The sequence below is a fragment of the Devosia sp. 2618 genome (assembly GCF_040546815.1).
Lineage (GTDB): Bacteria > Pseudomonadota > Alphaproteobacteria > Rhizobiales > Devosiaceae > Devosia.
Map to the genome: position 1 here is coordinate 661,195 of NZ_JBEPOO010000001.1, position 17,265 is coordinate 678,459.

Below are 17,265 nucleotides of genomic sequence, written 5' to 3' on the forward strand. Positions count from 1 at the left end.
CACCATGGGGCGTCCGGGCGTTTATGGAGCCCAGATTAGGCTGGGTTTGTGACAGCTGTACCATCCCCGGAGAGGTTTAACGGAGCAGCGGGCGGACCTCGGCCTGCACCTTGCGCATCATGGGCAGGAAGTTGGCGATCATGTGCGAGGTGGAGGCACGGGCTGATTGCGCGCCGATATTGAGCGCGGCGACGGTGTGGCCCTGCGCGTTGAACAGGGGCACGGCGATGGAGCAGAGGCCGAGTTCAAGTTCCTCGTCGATCACGGCAAAACCCTGTGCCGCAACGACGGCGAGTTCGGTGGTGATGGTCTCGAGGTCGGCCTTGGTCTTTTTGGTATAGGCGACGAGTTCGGAGCGGTTGAGCACGTCGCGGGCGGCGGCGGGTGGCATGGCGGCCAGCAGGATACGGCCCATCGAGGTGCAATAGGCGGGCAGGCGGGCGCCGGCGCCGAGATTGATCGACATAACGCGGCGATAGGAGGCGCGGGCAATGTAGAGGATTTCGGTATTGTCGAGAACGGCGGCCGACGAGCTCTCGTTGATCTGGGCGGAGAGTTCTTCGAGGAACGGCTGGATCAGCCGGGGCAGCGGCGTGGCGGCAAGATAGGAATGGCCCAGATTGAGCACGCGCGGGGTGAGGCGGAAGAACTTGCCATCATAGGTGGCATAGCCGAGATGGGTGAGGGTCAGCAGGCACCGGCGGGCAGTGGCGCGTTCGAGGCCGGTGCGGTTGGCAACGTCGGTGATCGACTGGCTGGCATGTTCCTCGTCAAAGCACTCGATAACAGAGAGGCCTTTGACCAGACCATTGATGATGTCGCCTTCGCGCATGCCGCCTCCGGGCGCTTTCCGAACGTATGGTTGTTATTCGCACAAATTTGACGGCGGGGCGAGCATGCGCTGTCCATTGCAATACCGGTGCATGGGGCGGTATGTGCAGGCTCAATCTTACGGAGACGCCGGACGTGAATCTGCTCAGGGAACTCAGCATGGGCGAGATCGTGTCGCGGATCGCGGCCGTCCTGATCTATGCGGGGCTACAGGGCTTCGTGCTGGCGGGGCTGGCGCGACTGCTGGGTGATCGGCGTCCAAACTATGATGGGCGGCTGACGCCCAATCCGTTTATCCATCTGTCGGTGTGGGGCGCGATGATGGCGGCGCTGTTCAGCATGAGCTGGATCCGCACCATCTGGTATGACGGCAAAACCAATCGGCTCGGGCGCTGGGGCATCGTGGTTGTGGTGCTGGTCGGACTGGCCGCCATGGTGGCGCTGGTGCCGCTGCTCGATCTGGTGCGACCGCTGGCGCTGATGCTGCCGCGCACGGGCGGTTATGCGGTGCTCTATGTGATCGGGCAGTTGCAGGTGATCGCGCTGGCGTCGGCGCTGCTGAACCTGTTGCCGATACCGGGGCTGGTTGGGGGCGGGGTGCTGCAGGCGATCTGGCCGGAGCAGGAGCGACGTCTGCGGCGGATGGAGCCGTTCGGGCTGGCTCTGATCATCGTGGCGATTGTCGCCGGCTGGTTGCCCAACCTGGCGACAATGCTGATGCCCTACGTGCAACTGCGCTAAACTATTCGCCAGCGCGGCCGGAATAGCCGTGTTTTTCCATCAGGGCGGCGATGGAGCCGTCGGCAACCAGAGCGTCGATGGCCTGATCGGCCTGGCTGCGGAGGAATGCGTTGCGGCTTGAGACCAGGGCGCCGACATGCACCTCGGCTTCCGGGATCGGATCGTTTTCAATGACACGGAGTGCGGCGAGGTCGGGTCGTTCGTCGAGGAGGCGGGCAAGGGCAGGCTGCCACAGGATCATGCCGGCAATGGTGCCATCGAGCACGCGGGTCGCCATCTTGTTGAAGTCGGCATAGGGGAAGCGCACCCAGCGTTCGGCCTCGGGCTGCTGCTGGGCCCAGGTGATGTAGTTCATCTCGCCCAGGCTCGCGAGGGCGGTGCCGAGGCGACGTTCCTTGGGAATGTCGCTGAGATTTTGCCAATCGGGATCGGCGACCACCAGAACGAAGGGAATGGTGGCATAGGGACGGGTCAGCGAGAAGGCGTCCGAGACAGGGGAATTGGTCGAGACCGAAACGCCCATGAACATGTCGCAGGTATTGTTCATGGCCAGCGTCAGCTCGTCGATGAAACCATCGCCATTGAGCGGAAAGCCGCCGAAGCCTTCGATGGCGTTGACCTTCAAAAACAGGGCGTCACCGATGGCGTTGGCCACGTCCTCATCGAAGGATCGGCCGAGGCTGGTAACGTCAAAGCACACATTGATGGAGTCGCCGGCCAGTCGGCGGGTGTTGGTCATTTCTTCGGGCGGAATGCCGGAAGACTGCGCATAGGCGGCGCTAGCGCACAACATGGTCAGGCCCAGCACGAAAAAGCGGAACATGAGGTCCTCCTGAAAAAGCGAAAGGGGCCGAAGCCCCTTTCTTTTTATATCGCGTGGCTTAGTTGGACTTTGGCAGCTTGAACACGAAGATCGAGTTGCCCGAGCCAGTTGGCAACGCGATTTCCGGGAAGGCGGAGGAAATCGAGCTGGCCGAGTTGGAATAGCCAGTCGGGATGGCGAGGTACTGTTCGCCGTCGATTTCGTAGGTCATCGGGTAACCGCCAATCGGGGCGTTCAGACGCTGGGTCCAGACCACGTCGCCAGTTTCCTGATCCCATGCCTTGACTTCACGGGCTGCGTCGCCGCCGAACACCAGACCGCCACCAGTGGCCAGAACCGAGCTGGTGAAGGATGGGCGCTCACGCACCTGCCACTTCGAGTTGGCCTGGGTCGGGTTGATGTCGAGAGCCTGGAGCAGACCGGCATCGGTGATGCCTTCTGGCAGAACGCGTGGGCCGAACTTGACTGCACCAACGGCGTTGCCGGCGGTGAATTCAGTCTGGGTTGGCGCAACGGTGTTGCAGGCTTCGGTAAGTGGAACGAAGTAAGCGTTGGTCAGTGGGCTATAGGCGCCCGTCTGCCACAGCTTGCCACCGGAAACCGAAGCGCAAACCAGATGCTCTTCGCCAACGGCGGACGAGATCAGGTCTTCGTTGATGTGAACGGTGCCGTCGGCGTCGATGCCGGTGACGACGTTCTGAACGACGGTTTCCTTGGACCAGAGATACTTGCCGGTGTCGCGATCAAGACCGAACGCAATGCCGTTCTTGCCGGGGACGGAGACGAGCAGCTTGTGCGTCACGCCATCGATTTCCTGATCGACGAGGATACGCTCGAACGGGCTGTCCAGATCCCAGTTATCGCGGGGCAGGTGCTGGTAGTACCACTTGAGCTTGCCGGTCTCGACATCGAGAGCGAGCGTCGAGTTGGTGTAGAGCACGGTGCCGTCACCCGAGCCACGGATCAGCTCGGAGTAAGGACCGGGCATGCCGATGCCCCAGAACGTGGTCTTGGTTTCCGGATCGTATGCGCCGGTGGTCCAAGGCGTGCCGCCCCAACGGTTTTCCGCTGGAACTTCGCCCCAGCTTGCCTGCTGGGCTGGGTTGTTCTCGTCGTCGATGGTGTTGAAGCGCCAGAGTTCGTCGCCGGTGTTCACATCATGGGCGAAGATATAGCAGCCACCAGCAGTGCCAGCGATCGAGCAGCCGGAAATGGCCGAGATGATCTTGCCGTCAGCGATCAGTGGACCAACGGTGTAGCTGTAGCCGAGGTTATAATCGATAACCTGCTTTTCCCAGACGACCTTGCCGTCCGAAGCGTTCAGCACGACGATCTTGGCGTCAGCCGTGGTCAGGATCACCTTGTCGTTGTAGAGGGCGATCGAGTTCTTCTGGCGACGGGCCTGGTTGGCCTGATAGCTCCACGATGCTGGAATTTCAGCCAGAACGTGGCGGTACTGCCAGATCAGATCACCGGTCTTGGCATCGAGTGCTTCGACGATGTTGTTGTTGGTCTGCAGGAACATGACGCCGTCATGCACCAGTGGCGCGGTTTCCTGGATACCGGCTTCAGCCATTGGCCAGGCCCAGGCGAGCTGCAGCTTGCCAACGGTGTCCTTGTTGATCAGGTCGAGCGGGCTATAGCCCTGGTTGTTGTATGCACCGCGATACATCAGCCATTCTTCGGCCGGTGGGTTGGCGAGCATCTCGTCGGTCACGGGCTTGTAGTCGGCCTTGACGTTCTGCGCATAGGCAGTGCCGGACAGGGCGACGATTGCAGTGGTTGCCACCAGTAGGGATTTGACTAGATCGATTCTCATCGACTTCTCCTGGGAACGGCGCGCTGGGCACGCCCTCATTAAATTTTATTAGTTGCCGACGGTTGGGATCTTGGTGCCCCAGGTGAAAGCCTGAGGAACGGTCGAAGCCGGAGCGGGGGTCGCCGGCGCCATGGTCGTCGGAGCTGGGCCGCCCGGCAGCTGCTTGCCCCAGGTGTAGGCCTGTGGGACGGCTGTCGTTGCGGCAGGAGCGGTGCTCGTTGCTGCTCCACCGGCATCAGCGGCTGCTGCGGCCATGCTTGCTGCGCCAGCGGCCGTTTCGGCTGCAAGCGAGACAAGGTAGTCGCGGTCTGACGTCAGTGGTGTGTCGCCCGGGGTCGCCCCGTTGAACTGCATGATATAGGCGATGATGTTGACGTAGGTGTCTTCACCAAGCTGGCCCGGTGCCGATGGCGGCATGGCGACCGAGATGAAGTCATAAAGACCACCCACGGTGTCCCAGTTCTGCATGACGTCAGAACCTGCCAGACCCGGCGCTTCCGGACCTTCAAGCTGACGGCCATGGCACTGGGCGCATTGGGAATTGTACGATGTTTGGCCCGCTGCCGACTGTTCAGCAGTAAAGCTTGCTGCGGTCGCAGACCCAACGCCGAGGGCGCCGGTGAGGAGGGTAACAAACGCGACGGGGGCAATGAGGCGTTTAGTAGTGAAAGGCATTAAGGCCTCCCTATGAGTTGCCAATTGGCGATAAAATGCGTTCACCTTCAACAGGTTAACGCGGGTAGTGGACTAACATTTTACGTGCATCATATGCGCCTACGTGACGCAATGACAATCACGATATCCGTGCGGTAACACGCGGTAAGCTACATCAATTTCACGTCACTGGCGTGTCGTCCTGCTCCGATGGAGCGCTTAGAGGATATTTCCGTCAAGTCCGTAACGGTGGCGGAGCGCTTCAGTCACCCCGGAATTGGCGAGGGTCGTTAACGCATTTGCTACCGCACGCTTGAGCGTCTGATCTCCTTTCCAGAGACCAAGCGCCATGCGGTAGTGCGGAAAAACGGATTCGTCGAGCCAGAAGATTGGATTTAGATTGGTATCTATCGAAAGGCTCGATGCAACGAAGCGTTCGGTGATGCCGGCAGCGATGGTTCCGGCCGCCAGAGCGCGGCCGAGCTCATCGGCACTGGTCATCAACTGCGCCCGCAGACCCTGCTGACGGAGCCAGCTTGAGAGGGCCAGACGATCGAGCCCCGAGGTGCCGGGCAGGACGCCGACGACGCTGCCCGATGGCGGCATGGCGCCGGTGGGCGAGATGCCAACCCAGCCGGTTTCCGCATCGGTGGGGAGGGTTTGGAGGAACCCCTGGGTCTGGATCGTGTCAGCAACGCCACCCGCAACAATGTCGCATTGGGCGCGGGTGAGGAACCAGTTGCGCGGATTGAAGTCCTTGCCAATGGACGGCAGCACATTGAGCGAGAGGCTGAGGCCGAGCTGATCGGCGACGGCCTTGACCAGTTCGGCGTCATAGCCGGGTTCGGCCGGATTGCCGGTGATCAGGGGCGGATAGGATGCGGGAACGCAGACCTTGAGCACGCCCGAGCGTTGGCGGTCGGCCAGCGAGGTATCGGGCGGCAAAAAGCTGATCGCGGTCAGTAAGGCCGCGACCAGGGCGATATTGAACCCCGCCTGTAACCAGCGATGCGGACGAGGGCGGGTCATGAGCGGCTGAAATCAATCAGTGCCATGACGAAAAATACCACGGCCATCGTGAAAATGACCGCCGGTCCATAGATGGGCGGAAACTGGTTGAAGCCGATGACCACGCCACGCAGCGCATCGACCGCATAGGTGATCGGATTGATCTGGACCATGAAGACCAGCCATTCGGGATAGGCGGTGGCGGTCTGGGTGCGGGTGAGGGCGGGATCGAGCGGGAACACCGAGGACGAGGTGAAATAGAGCGGCAGAATGATAGTGTTGGAGAAGACGCCAAAGCCCTCAAAACTGCGCACGCGCGACGCGAGCACCACGCCAAAGCAGGTCAGCCCAAAGGCCAGTACGAACATCAGCCCGAGCGCCATAGCCATCTGTTCGATGCTGAGCGTGACATCGGCAAAGCGGGCGAGGATCAGCACCAGCCCGCCATGGATCATGGCGACGGTGCTGCCGCCGAGCACTTTGCCGAGCAGGATCATGGCGCGCGGCGTAGGCGACACCAGAACCTCGCGCAGGAAGCCGAATTCGCGATCCCAGATCACCGACACCGCGAACTGGATCGAGGTGTACATGATGTTGAGCACGATGACGGCGGGGAACAGGAACTGCAGGTAAGTGTAGGGGATGACGTAGCGCACCTCGCCATAAACCTCGCCGCGGAAATACGGATTGAGGCCGACGCCGAGGATCAGCAGCCAGATCAGCGGGCGGCTGATGCCGCCGATCATCTGGCCACGGTCGCGGGTGGCGCGCATGATTTCGCGCAGCCAGACGCCATAGACGCCGCGCAGTAGAATGATTGGGCTGGTCATCGGCGACCTCCGCGTTTGCCGGCGGCGCGTTCGGCATCGCGCTGGCCATCGGCGCGGTCGCGCAACTCGCGACCGGTGAGGGAGAGGAAGACGCTTTCAAGCGTTGGGGCCTGAAAGCGAATTTCGGAAAGGCTGTCGCGGAACTCAGCGATGAACGCGTCCGTGACGGCATCGTCATCGGCGGGCAGAGCGAGGCTATGGCTGCCGAGGGGCTGGGCATTGGGGAAGCGGGCCAGAATGGCGGCGCCGGCCAGATCGTCCTTGGGCAGGATATGGAGCCAGCGATTGCCGTGGCGTTGCTTGAGCTCTTCCGGTGCGCCCTGCGCAATGATCTTGCCCTGATCGATGATGCAGACCATGTCGGCGCTTTCGACCTCCTCGATGTAATGCGTGGTGGTCAAGACGGTCAGGTCGCGCTCGCGGCGGAGCTGGTCGAGATAGCGCCAGATGCGCTGGCGGGTCTGGGCATCGAGTCCAACGGTGGGTTCATCGAGGAACAGGATTTGCGGATTGTGCAGCAGGGCGCGGGCGATTTCGAGCCGCCGCCGCATGCCGCCGGAAAAGCTGCGCACGATCTCGTCGCGCCACTCTTCAAGCTCTACGAGCGCTAGCACCTCAGCGCTGCGGGCGCGGCGCACCTTTGGCGCGAGGCCATAGACGAGGCCGTGGAAATCGAGGTTTTCCCAAGCGCTCAACCGGTCATCAAGGCTTGAGTCCTGAAACACCACGCCGATCGATTGGCGGGCGCGGGTCGGCTGGGCGACCACGTCGTGACCGGCCACGGATGCCCTGCCGCTATCGGGGCGGCGCAGGGTGCAGAGAATATTGAGCAGCGTGGTTTTGCCCGCGCCATTGGGGCCGAGCAGGGCAAAGCTGGCGCCGCGCTCGATGGTCAGATTCACATGGTCGAGCACCGTCTTGCTGCCATAGGCGGCGGTCACATCGTCGACCGAAATGGCGACAGAAGTCATGGCAGGCACTTTCGCGGTTGGGGCATGCCCGCTCTGGTTGCCCCAAGCGGCGCGGCGCATCAAGACTTAAGTTTGTGCGGCAGGTCGGTGTTCACCTTAAGTGGATGCTCTGCTTGGACCGGCAGGGGAATGGGTGGATAGCCCACGGGTAGGAGAGTGTTTGGCCCTCTGGAGCCAAAAAGGCTGATGATCGAGCCGCGTGAGGCATCAACTGCAATCGTCAATGGCGAGAGCTTTGGTCTTGGATTGCCCGCGTTAGATCTTTTCAGACCGGGTATTGGCGCGAAGCGGGTTGCTTCGCGCCGTTTTTGTTTTAGTCGGACCTACTTGGCCTTGGCGGGGACGGGTTCGCCGAGGGATAGCATCAGGCGGTTGGCCCAGTTGAAGAAGGAGGCGGTGGAGATCACGTCGGTGATCTCGAAATCGTCGAGGCCGGCGGCGCGGAGGTTGGCGATTTCGGTCTGGCCGAAATTGGAGGGCGTGTCGGTCAGCGCGACGGCGGCTTCCTTGACCGCGTTCCAGCGCTCGCCCAGATCGGCATCGAGGCCGTCGTCGAGCAGGCGCTGGACATCGTCGCGGCGCTTGGAATGGGTCGAGGCAAAGCGCGAATGGACCGAGGCGCAGAAGATGCAGCCATTGTGGCGCGAGGTTGCCGTAGCCGACAGTTCGCGCTCGGCGCGCGGCAGGCCACCATTGGGATTGTAGAAGATGTCCTTGTCGGCCTTGGTGCGGGCCTCGAGCACTTCGGGATCATGCGCGAGCAGCATGAAATAGTCGGACTTGGAGCGCGAGGCATCGACAAGGCCGGCCCAGTGGCGGTCGGTCAGTTCGGCCTCGGTCAGCGGCTGCAGCCATGGAATCCAGCCCAGTTCATCTTGGGTGAAAGCGACGGGCGGCACATTGTCTGGATGGGCGATGGTGGTGGTCATGATCGATCTTTCAAGAATGGGCAGCGGCCGCTAGGGGCGCGGCGACGTTTGAATTGACGGCCTGCTCGCTGCTGGCGGCAACTGCGGCGAGGCCTTCGACAATGCGGACCTGGAAGGCGAGGTAGGAAACCAGTTGCGACAGGGTCACGATGCCGGACGTGCTCCAGCCAGCGTCGAGCAAAACCTGTAGGGCTTCCCGGCTTGAGTCGCGGAGACGGAAGACCAGCAGATGAGCGTGCTCAAGGGCGGCGACGAGTCGGCTGCCGAGTATGTCGCGATGTTCGGCTTTAACGGTGTAGTGCGGGCCGGACTTGTTTTCGGACGACAGGGGGCCTTCGGGATAATTGCCGTACGGACCATGGGTCTTGCCGCGTTCGATCTCGGCGGTGAGGACCGACGACAGGCCCGTGCTGCCATCGGCGACGGACAGCTTGTGGGCGTAGTGATCGGCCAGGACGAGTTGGCCATGCACGCCTGCGACGAAGCTGGCGACGACAAGGCGCTCAAGCGGGGTGACCTGGCTGGCATCGCGTGGCTCGAACAGAGCGAGATAGGCGCGCTGGATATTGTCCCGCGCCACTTCGCGATGGCGGCGCAAGCCGTCTAGGCGCGAGCCGGGGCTGATGGAGAGAACCTGGTCGATAAGATCGGCGGATTGGGCGCTCATGAGACGCTCCTGTTTTTGGAGAAATTAGCGGGCGATGGCGATGCGGGGCGTGGGACAGTGATCACGCCAGCCCAAAGCGGGCGCGACCTGTTGGGCGGTGAGTTCGAGCGAGCGCAGGATCAGCTCGTGCGGGGGATCGACCGAGTGGACCTGGAACGAGATGTCGGTGACCCGGCCGAGCGTGGTGTCTTCGGCAAGGGTTGCGATGACGTCCTGCGGTTCCCCGACATGGGTATCGAGCGTGCGGATCAGGTCTTCGAGCCGATCACTGGTCAGCAGGTGGCCGGTGCTGGCGAACTTGCTGGCGACACGGCGTAGGCCGATTTCGGCCCATTTGAGGGCGGTTGCGCGATCATCGGCTACGAACAGCGTGCGGGAGGCGAGAATGCGCGGCTCGACACCCGATGGGAGCGCCGCCAGATAGGCGTCGATGATCGGGTTCTGCAGTTCAGCAAGGCTGGCATCTGGATTGTCGGGACTGCGTGGCTGGGTGCGCGACAGCATTAGGCCATCACCGGCGAGACCGGCGCGGCGACCGCCATCGACCGAAAAGGTTGCCTGCCAGATGCGGTTGAGGAGGCTTTTCCCCTCTGGGTAGAGGTGATTGCCGCCACCGACATCGGCGCCGGCAAAGGCATTGCGGACGATATTGAGATTGGCGCCATGGATGGCGCCGCGCTGGGAATTGTCGAGGCCAAAGGCGGTGAACGAGGATGGCGTGCCGCCGCTGCCGACGCCAAGCTCAAACCGGCCGTTGCTCAGCAGGTCAAACACCACGGCGTCTTCGGCAACCCGGAGCGGGGCTTCGAGCGGCAGGGTGACGATGCCGGTGCCGAGGCGAATGCGCGACGTGCGCGCGGCGACATGGCTGAGGAAAACGAATGGTGAGGGCAGACCGCCTTCATCGTGGTTGAAATGGTGCTGCGCTACCCAGGCGGCATCAAAGCCCTGTTCCTCGGCTTTGACGATCTGCTCGGTGGCCAGACGGTAACGCTCGGCCGGCGTCGCATCGTCGAGAAGGCGGGTAAAAAAGCCCAGACGCTTGGGGTTGGTGGTCATTCGGCGGCTCCTGCATATTGGAGGACATTGGCGGCGCTGGGGAGGCGCTGTCCGGGGATCGCGGCGATGAGGTCGCGCGAATATTGGGCTTTTGGCTGGGTGAAAACGTCGTTGACGGTGCCGGTTTCAACAACGCGACCGGCCTGCATGACCGTGACGGTGTGGGCCAGCTGGCGGACAACGGCGAGATCGTGCGTGACGAACAGATAGGTGATGCCGAGCTGCTGCTGCAGGTCGTTGAGGAGGCGCAGGATTTGCGCCTGCACGGTAACGTCGAGCGCAGACACGGCTTCGTCGAGTACCAGAACGCGCGGCTCAAGGATGAGGGCGCGGGCGATGGCAACACGCTGGCGCTGACCACCGGAGAGGGCGCGGGCGGCACGGTCGAGCGTATCGGAGGGCAGGCCGACCTTACCGAGGATCGAGCGGACGCGGTCGTCGCGCTCATTCTTGCCGAGGCGCTCGAAATTGCGCAGCGGTTCGCCAATGATCTGGCCGACGCTCTGGCGTGGGTCGAGCGAGGCGAAGGGGTTCTGGTAGACGAACTGCACGTTGCGGCGGAACTGGCGCAGCGTTTCGCCAGACAGGGCCGAAATCTCGGTGCCCTCGACGGTGACGGTGCCAGAGGTTGGGCGCTGGAAGCCCACGACGCTGCGCGCAGTGGTGGTTTTGCCCGAACCGGATTCGCCGACCAGCGCATGGGTGGTGCCGGCCGCGACGCTGAACGACACGTCATCGACCGCGCGGAACGGTTTGCCGGTGACGGTGAAGTCCTGCAGCAGATTGCTGACCGTAATGGCGGGTTTGGTTTGCGTGGGCAGCAAGCGCAGGGTGAGCGGCGCCAGCGCGGGCACGTCGGACAAAAGCTGTCTGGTGTAATCGCTGCTCGGATTGCTCAGCACGGTTTCGGCCAGGCCTTGTTCCTGGATGCGACCGCTTTTGAGCACGACGATGCGGTCGGCTCGGTCGGAGGCGACGCCCAGATCATGCGTTACCAAAAGCACCGAGGTGCCGAACTCGGCGCGCAGTTCGTCGATCAGATCGAGAATGCGGCGTTGCACGGTCACATCGAGCGCGGACGTCGGCTCGTCGGCGATGATCAAGGCGGGGCGCAGCGCGACGGCGATGGCGATCAGCACGCGCTGCTTCATGCCGCCGGACAGCTCATGCGGATATTGGTCATAGCGCAGGGCGGGATCGCTGAGGCCGACGCGGGTGAGCAATTCGAGGACACGTTCCTTGCGGGCCTTGCCGTTGCGCTCGCCATGGAGGCGCAGGATTTCGCCGACCTGGGTGCCTATGGTCAGCACCGGATTGAGCGAGGAGCCCGGGTCCTGCGGGACCAAGCTGATTGCCTTGCCGCGGATGGCGTCGAGGCGTCGACCGGACCACAGGGAAATGTCGGTGCCATTGAGTTTGATGCTGCCGCTTTCGCGACGGCCGTTGTCGGGCAAGAGCCCAATGACGGCCTGGGCGGTCGTTGTCTTGCCCGAGCCGGACTCGCCGACCAGCGCCACCACTTCACCGGCGCCGACAGTGAAGGAGACATCCTCAACCACGCGGCGCCAACCGTCGGCTTGCTGGTAAGCCAACATCAGGCCCTCGACGGCGAGGACGGGAACGGGCGGCGTCGGGAACGGGATGGTCATGACTTTCTCCGCAGCGATTGGCTAATCCGGTTGGTGGCGAGCACGACGAGAATGACGGCGAGGCCGGGATAGGCCGTGAGCCACCAGGCGGCGGTCAGATACTTGCGGCCTTCGGCGATCAGCTGGCCCCATTCGGGCGTTGGCGGTGGCGCGCCATAGCCGAGAAAACCAAGGGTCGAAATGGCGAGGATGGCGCTGCCAAATTGCAGCGCGGCATAGGCGATGATGGTGCCCAGAGAATTGGGCAGCACGTGGCGCCACAGCACGGCGGCAAAGCGTCCGCCGCTGCCGAAAGCGGCTTCTACATAGTCGGCGCGGCGCACGCGGATAACTTCGGAGCGCATCAGCCGGGCAAAGCTGGCGACGGTGGTGACGCCGACGGCGATGGCGACGTTCACCGTGCCAAAGCCCAGGATAATGATGATCGACAGCTGCAGCAGCAGGCCCGGAACCGAGAGCAGTACATCGACGATGCGCATGATGAACGCGTCGGTGCGGCCGCCGGTGGCGCCGGCAATCAGGCCGAGTGCCGTGCCGGTGACGAGCCCGACGGCCACGGCGACCACGGCGCCAGCCAATGAATTGCCTGCGCCAAAAATGATGCGGGCCAAAACGTCACGGCCGATTTCGTCGGTGCCCAGCCAATGGACGGCGTCGGGCGCACGCAACTGCTCGCCGGCTACGCCAACCGTTCCGCTAAAAGAGGTGAAGAAGCCCGGCGCGACGGCCCAGGCGATGGCGATAAAGATGATCAGCCAGGACAGCGCCAGCGTGATGTTGAGCTGTCGCAGGCGACCCATGCCGAGATTGGCGCGGCGGGGTGAGGCGAGATCGAGACTGCTCATGCGCTGGCTCCGATCGTGGTTTTTAGGCGGGGATCGATCAGCGGCGCGACGAGGTCGACCAAGAGGTTGATGATGACAAAGCCGAGCGCGGCGAGAATGACGATGGCCTGCAATACGGCGGTATCCTGATTGCTGACGGCCTGCTCGGTGATACGGCCCAAGCCATTGATGCCGAACACGGTTTCGGTGACGACGGCGCCGGCCAACAGTTCGCCGAACAGCACGCCGGCAAGGGTCAGAACCGGCAGCAGCGCGTTGCGCAGGACATGGCGCCACAGCACCCAGGAACGGCTGGCGCCCTTGGCGCGCGCAACGCTGACAAAGGATTGCGTCTGCACCTCATCAAGACTGCGCAGCAGGATTTGCGCCAGTGGGGCGGCAATCGGCACCGAGAGCGCGATGACCGGAAGGATCAGCGCCTGAAACTCGGATGGATTGATGATCGGCACCAGCCGCAGCCGGAACGAAAAGATCTGGATGAGCATGATGCCGAGCCAGAACACCGGCACCGAAATCATCAGCGCCGGCAGCGATGCGAGCAGGTTTCGCAGCCAGGTAAACGGCGCCAAGGTGGCGGCAAAGGCGATGACGCCAGCGAGGAATACGGCGAGCACCAGAGCGAGGCTGGCAAGGCGCAGCGTTGGCGGGAGATTGGTCGCGAGCAGCGTGCTGACGGGCACGCCGGCCTGTACGGAATAGCCAAAGCTGCCCTGCAGGAAGTTCCACAGCGTATTGCCATACTGCACCCAGATGGGGGCGTCGGCGCCGTAGAGAATGCGGATTTCCGCGATCTGTTCGGGGGTCAGACCCATTTCCGGGTTCTGGTACTTGATCAGGATAGCGTCGCCGGGCAGCGCCTGCAGCAGCAAAAAGGAGGCTGTGAACGCCAAAAGCAGCACAATGGCCGCCTGTCCAACTCGGCTCGCAAGTATCCGTGTCATACGCTGTTCCAGCCTTCAAAAAGAGATGCTGCCCGGCAGATTGTGTGCCGGGCAGCTTGGTTCATCCCGGCGCTTAGCGGGGCGATAGCCACGTGTTGTAGAAGCTAGGGCGAGCGACTGCGTCGAAGGTGATGCCGTGCACGTAAGGCGCTGCGGCAAAGACCTGAGGCTCTTCAAAGATCGGGATCACATAGGCCTGATCGAGAATGTAGCCCTGCACTTCGCCGGTCAGTTCCAGCCGCTTGGCGGAGTCTGGCTCGGAAGCGATCGAGAGCAGCAGCGCGTTCAATTTTGGATCTTCCCAAGTCGCGTTTGGATTGCTGCCACCCTTTTGCAGCAGCGAGTCACGGTTGGTCGGGAAGAAGTTGGACTTGATCACGTCAGGATCGGCACGGCCCACCATGGCAGGGCGCAGCGGGGTTTTCAGCGGATCAAGATTGTCCGTGGCAGCGCTGCCAGAATCGCCGGCCAGAACGTTGAGCTTCACGCCGGCCAGAGCCCATTGCTGGCTCAGCAGTTGCAGCGTGGCGCGGTTTTGTGGCTGGGGCAGGGACTCATAGACATTGAGTTCGAGCTTCTTGCCGTCCTTTTCGCGGATACCATCGGCACCAACCACCCAGCCGTCCTGATCGAGCAGGGACTTTGCCTTGTCGAGGTCAAAGGTCAGCTTGTCGGACAGATCGACATAGCCCGACGCCGTCGATGCGATGACAGAGGTGGCCTTGGGATAGTGCGAGGAGAACAAGGTCGAGACGATTTCGGCGCTATTGGTGGCGGCCGTCAGGGCCTGACGCACTGCAAGATCCTGAACCAGCGGATTTTCGGGACGGAAGGCGACGTTGTTGTTCACGCCACGGGTCGGTGCGGACAGGATTTCGTAGTTCTGCGCTTCGACCTGGCCTTCGTCATAGGCCTGAATCTGGCGGATGACGTCGGCCTGTCCTGCCAGCAAAGCGCCGATGCGCACGCTGTCTTCCGGCGTGACGATGAACTGGATGGCGTCGAGATAAGCGCGACCCTGAAGGGCAAGGCTTGCCGGACCCCAGTCATAGTCCTCGCGGACTTTGAGGTTCAGGCTCTGACCGAGCACTTCGCTTTCAACGACGAAGGCGCCCGAGCCAATGATCTTGGTGGCATCGCCGAGTTCGGCATAAGGAAGGTCAAGCGTTGCGGGGGTCACCAGACCCGAGCCGATCACCGAGGTTGCTTGCAGGAAGCCCGGAGCAGGTGCCTTGAACACAAACTTGATCGTCTGCGGATCGATGACTTCGCTGTGGTCGTAATTGTTGATGGCTTCAGCCACCGGATAGCCGAGCTCTTTATTGCCCAGGCCGTAGGTGTCGAAATTCTTGGCGACGGCCGCCGCATCGAGCGGGGTGCCGTCCGAGAAGGTCACGCCGGGGCGCAGCTTGAACACATATTCGGTAGCGTCGGCATTGATCTCCCAGCTCTCGGCAATCCATGGCTCGTTCTTGAGCGTCTCTGGATTTTGCCAGGTCAGCTTGTCGGTGATCTGGTTGAGAATGCCGCTATTGGGATAAAAGCCGCCGGCCGGTGGATAGAGGTTGGTGTGCGGCTGCTGCTCGAGGTAAACCAGCGTTCCGCCCTGAATGGGCTGATCCTGCGCCACCACGGCAGCGGCAGATACGCCAGCCAGCAGCAGGGCGGCCAGGGTCGACTTTGCGATGCGCCGCAGCGCCTTTTGTGAAGACACGTCAATTCCTCTTGGTAGGGATCGCGCTCGGGATCCAGCAATCCCAAGAGCGTACTCCCGGCCGAGTTTTATTCAACAATGTCTAGTAGATTGGTCGTCTATTAGAGCGCAGTGCCCGCGGACGATATTTCCATGGAAGTTCGTTTGGTCGGAAATTTGTGCAGCGAGCGGGCAAAGGTGACGGTCGCTGCGAGCATTTTTTGCCCGCAGCGACCGTCAGGATTTCCGGTGCCCTTGCACTACGGTGGGCAACCTAGTCGTGCCAGGACGCATCTGGCATGAGGGCGCCGGTGAAGTTGGCGCCTTCGAGGTTAGTGTCTCGCAGGTTGGCGGCGAGGAGTCTGGTGCCGCTGAGATCGGCGTTGGAGAGGTCTGACTTTACCAAGTCGGCGCGCAGCATGTCGGCGCCTTTGAAGATCGTGCCGGCGAAATTGCTGTTGCGGGCGTTGACCTGAGAGAGATCGCCGCCTTCGACGCTACCGCCTTCCAGATTGAAGCGCTGCATGGTCACGCCGTGGAAGGTTGCGCCTTTGAGATCAGCGCCGGCGGCGTTGACGTTGCTGAGGCGGGCGTTTTCATACTGGCTAAAGGGCAGGCTGGCGTTTTTGAGCGTGGCGCCGGTCATTACGGCGCGACGGAAAACGGTGCCCAACCCTGACGCACCATCGAGCACGGCGTTTGAAAGTTTGGATCGGAAGAAGATGGCCTGATCGACGGTGGTGTCCTGCAGGTTGGCGCTACTGAGATTGGCGTCGGTGAAATCGGCATGGGTCAGGTCGGCACCTTGCAGGTTCACGCGCTGCAGGCTGGCCCGGTAGAAACCGGAATTGGAGAGGTTGTGCCCGCTCAGGTCCAGCCCGTCAAAGATGGAATCCGTGAAGTCGCCTTCGGACAGGCTGACCTTGCTCAGATCGGCGCCGGTGAAATCACAGGCGACGCAGCGGGTGGTTGTGCCGGCGAGAAAGTCCTGCAGTGGATCGGCGTGTGCGGTGGTGATGCTCGCGCTCAGGAGGATGAAGGCGGCGATGGCGCTGCTGGCTGTGCGGTTCATCTGCGCCATTAATCGTTCTCTCTTGCCGCGAGATAGGACGCGTCCCACGCTTCCCATCTGGTGGAGCTTTCGAACTGGCCGGGCAGGAAATGGCCGGCGATGTCGACGCCTGTCTGGCCGGGTTTGCGGAAGGCATGGCCTTCGACACGAATGAATTTGCCATCGACGGTCTTGGTGCAGATCTCATCGACGTAGTTTGAGCCGACAGGGGTGCGGCCAAAGCGAGGTTCAAAGCTATCGCAATTCCATTCCTCAGGACCATAGTGGGAGAACACGCGGAAGCGCAGCAGGTATGCCCGGTTGCGGTCGCGCATTTCGGCGCGCGAGTCCGTTACGGCACGGAAGCCGCGCGATACGCCTTCATCGTCAAACAGCAGCGACAGCACGACCGGGAAGTTGGCGAGGCGCGTGCCGCCGAACGGCTGCAGCCAAAGCTCTTCGTTATATTGCTCGTGGAACAGTTGGGACATGCGTTCGGTGCTGTTGCCAAATTCGACGACAACCTCATGCAGCCCGTTTTCATCGGGCTTGCATTTTGCGTATTCAGACCAATTAGATAGCGCCTGGAGTGGTAGATTGCCATTGTCGCCGCAGGCGAAGCGATCATAACCCTCGGTGGTAATATCGGCCGCATTCTGGCCGATGCCGAGAGTACGGAAGTCGTGGGGGAAGGCGGCTGGTTCTTGAGATTGAACAATGCTCGTGGCGACGCAGGACAAGATTATTGCTGACG

The 17,265-nt window shown here is 62.2% G+C and carries 17 protein-coding genes; 1 reads left to right on the forward strand and 16 read right to left on the reverse strand.

Annotated elements, in window-relative coordinates:
* Positions 1–76: 76 nt before the first annotated feature.
* Positions 77–832, reverse strand: a complete 756-nt coding sequence (locus ABIE28_RS03135) for an IclR family transcriptional regulator domain-containing protein (protein ID WP_354060042.1) — start codon at positions 830–832, stop codon at positions 77–79.
* Between the two features lie 134 nt (positions 833–966).
* Here ABIE28_RS03135 and ABIE28_RS03140 point away from each other — a divergent pair, with 134 nt between their 5' ends.
* On the forward strand, positions 967–1,572 hold the full coding sequence (locus ABIE28_RS03140; protein ID WP_354060044.1) for a zinc metalloprotease: 606 nt from the start codon (positions 967–969) through the stop codon (positions 1,570–1,572).
* Between the two features lies 1 nt (position 1,573).
* Here the strand turns inward: ABIE28_RS03140 and ABIE28_RS03145 are convergent, their stop codons facing one another.
* From ABIE28_RS03145 to ABIE28_RS03215, 15 genes are all read right to left on the reverse strand, one after another.
* Entirely contained in the window at positions 1,574–2,395 is an 822-nt protein-coding gene (locus ABIE28_RS03145) for a substrate-binding periplasmic protein (protein ID WP_354060046.1), read from the reverse strand.
* A 58-nt stretch (positions 2,396–2,453) separates the two neighbouring features.
* Complete coding sequence (locus ABIE28_RS03150) at positions 2,454–4,214, reverse strand: pyrroloquinoline quinone-dependent dehydrogenase (protein WP_354060048.1); 1,761 nt, start codon at positions 4,212–4,214, stop codon at positions 2,454–2,456.
* Positions 4,215–4,262: 48 nt separating this feature from the next.
* Positions 4,263–4,889: a c-type cytochrome gene (locus ABIE28_RS03155; RefSeq protein ID WP_354060049.1), complete on the reverse strand. Its 627-nt coding sequence runs from the start codon at positions 4,887–4,889 to the stop codon at positions 4,263–4,265.
* Positions 4,890–5,087: 198 nt separating this feature from the next.
* Positions 5,088–5,897: a substrate-binding periplasmic protein gene (locus ABIE28_RS03160; RefSeq protein ID WP_354060051.1), complete on the reverse strand. Its 810-nt coding sequence runs from the start codon at positions 5,895–5,897 to the stop codon at positions 5,088–5,090.
* Positions 5,894–6,706: an ABC transporter permease gene (locus tag ABIE28_RS03165; protein ID WP_354060053.1), complete on the reverse strand. Its 813-nt coding sequence runs from the start codon at positions 6,704–6,706 to the stop codon at positions 5,894–5,896. Before ABIE28_RS03165 ends, ABIE28_RS03160 begins: the two co-directional genes overlap by 4 nt.
* Complete coding sequence (locus ABIE28_RS03170; protein ID WP_354060054.1) at positions 6,703–7,677, reverse strand: ABC transporter ATP-binding protein; 975 nt, start codon at positions 7,675–7,677, stop codon at positions 6,703–6,705. Before ABIE28_RS03170 ends, ABIE28_RS03165 begins: the two co-directional genes overlap by 4 nt.
* Before the next feature lie 323 nt (positions 7,678–8,000).
* Positions 8,001–8,606 (reverse strand): alkylhydroperoxidase domain protein, encoded by a 606-nt coding sequence (locus ABIE28_RS03175; RefSeq protein ID WP_354060056.1) that lies wholly within the window; start codon positions 8,604–8,606, stop codon positions 8,001–8,003.
* A gap of 10 nt (positions 8,607–8,616) precedes the next feature.
* Positions 8,617–9,273: a CMD domain protein gene (locus tag ABIE28_RS03180; protein ID WP_354060058.1), complete on the reverse strand. Its 657-nt coding sequence runs from the start codon at positions 9,271–9,273 to the stop codon at positions 8,617–8,619.
* Positions 9,274–9,297: 24 nt separating this feature from the next.
* Complete coding sequence (locus tag ABIE28_RS03185; RefSeq protein ID WP_354060060.1) at positions 9,298–10,332, reverse strand: putative FMN-dependent luciferase-like monooxygenase; 1,035 nt, start codon at positions 10,330–10,332, stop codon at positions 9,298–9,300.
* Positions 10,329–11,981 carry a dipeptide ABC transporter ATP-binding protein gene (locus tag ABIE28_RS03190; protein WP_354060062.1) on the reverse strand — a complete coding sequence of 551 codons (1,653 nt, stop codon included), beginning with the start codon at positions 11,979–11,981 and terminating at the stop codon, positions 10,329–10,331. The genes ABIE28_RS03185 and ABIE28_RS03190 overlap by 4 nt, the downstream gene beginning before the upstream one ends.
* Positions 11,978–12,826, reverse strand: a complete 849-nt coding sequence (locus ABIE28_RS03195) for an ABC transporter permease (protein WP_354060064.1) — start codon at positions 12,824–12,826, stop codon at positions 11,978–11,980. Before ABIE28_RS03195 ends, ABIE28_RS03190 begins: the two co-directional genes overlap by 4 nt.
* Positions 12,823–13,767: an ABC transporter permease gene (locus ABIE28_RS03200; RefSeq protein WP_354060066.1), complete on the reverse strand. Its 945-nt coding sequence runs from the start codon at positions 13,765–13,767 to the stop codon at positions 12,823–12,825. The genes ABIE28_RS03195 and ABIE28_RS03200 overlap by 4 nt, the downstream gene beginning before the upstream one ends.
* 73 nt (positions 13,768–13,840) lie before the next feature.
* A complete protein-coding gene (locus tag ABIE28_RS03205; protein WP_502913354.1) occupies positions 13,841–15,481 on the reverse strand; it encodes a TIGR04028 family ABC transporter substrate-binding protein in 1,641 nt (546 codons plus the stop codon).
* A gap of 253 nt (positions 15,482–15,734) precedes the next feature.
* On the reverse strand, positions 15,735–16,541 hold the full coding sequence (locus ABIE28_RS03210) for a pentapeptide repeat-containing protein (RefSeq protein ID WP_354060067.1): 807 nt from the start codon (positions 16,539–16,541) through the stop codon (positions 15,735–15,737).
* Positions 16,541–17,251, reverse strand: a complete 711-nt coding sequence (locus ABIE28_RS03215; protein WP_354060069.1) for a hypothetical protein — start codon at positions 17,249–17,251, stop codon at positions 16,541–16,543. Before ABIE28_RS03215 ends, ABIE28_RS03210 begins: the two co-directional genes overlap by 1 nt.
* Positions 17,252–17,265 lie beyond the last annotated feature (14 nt).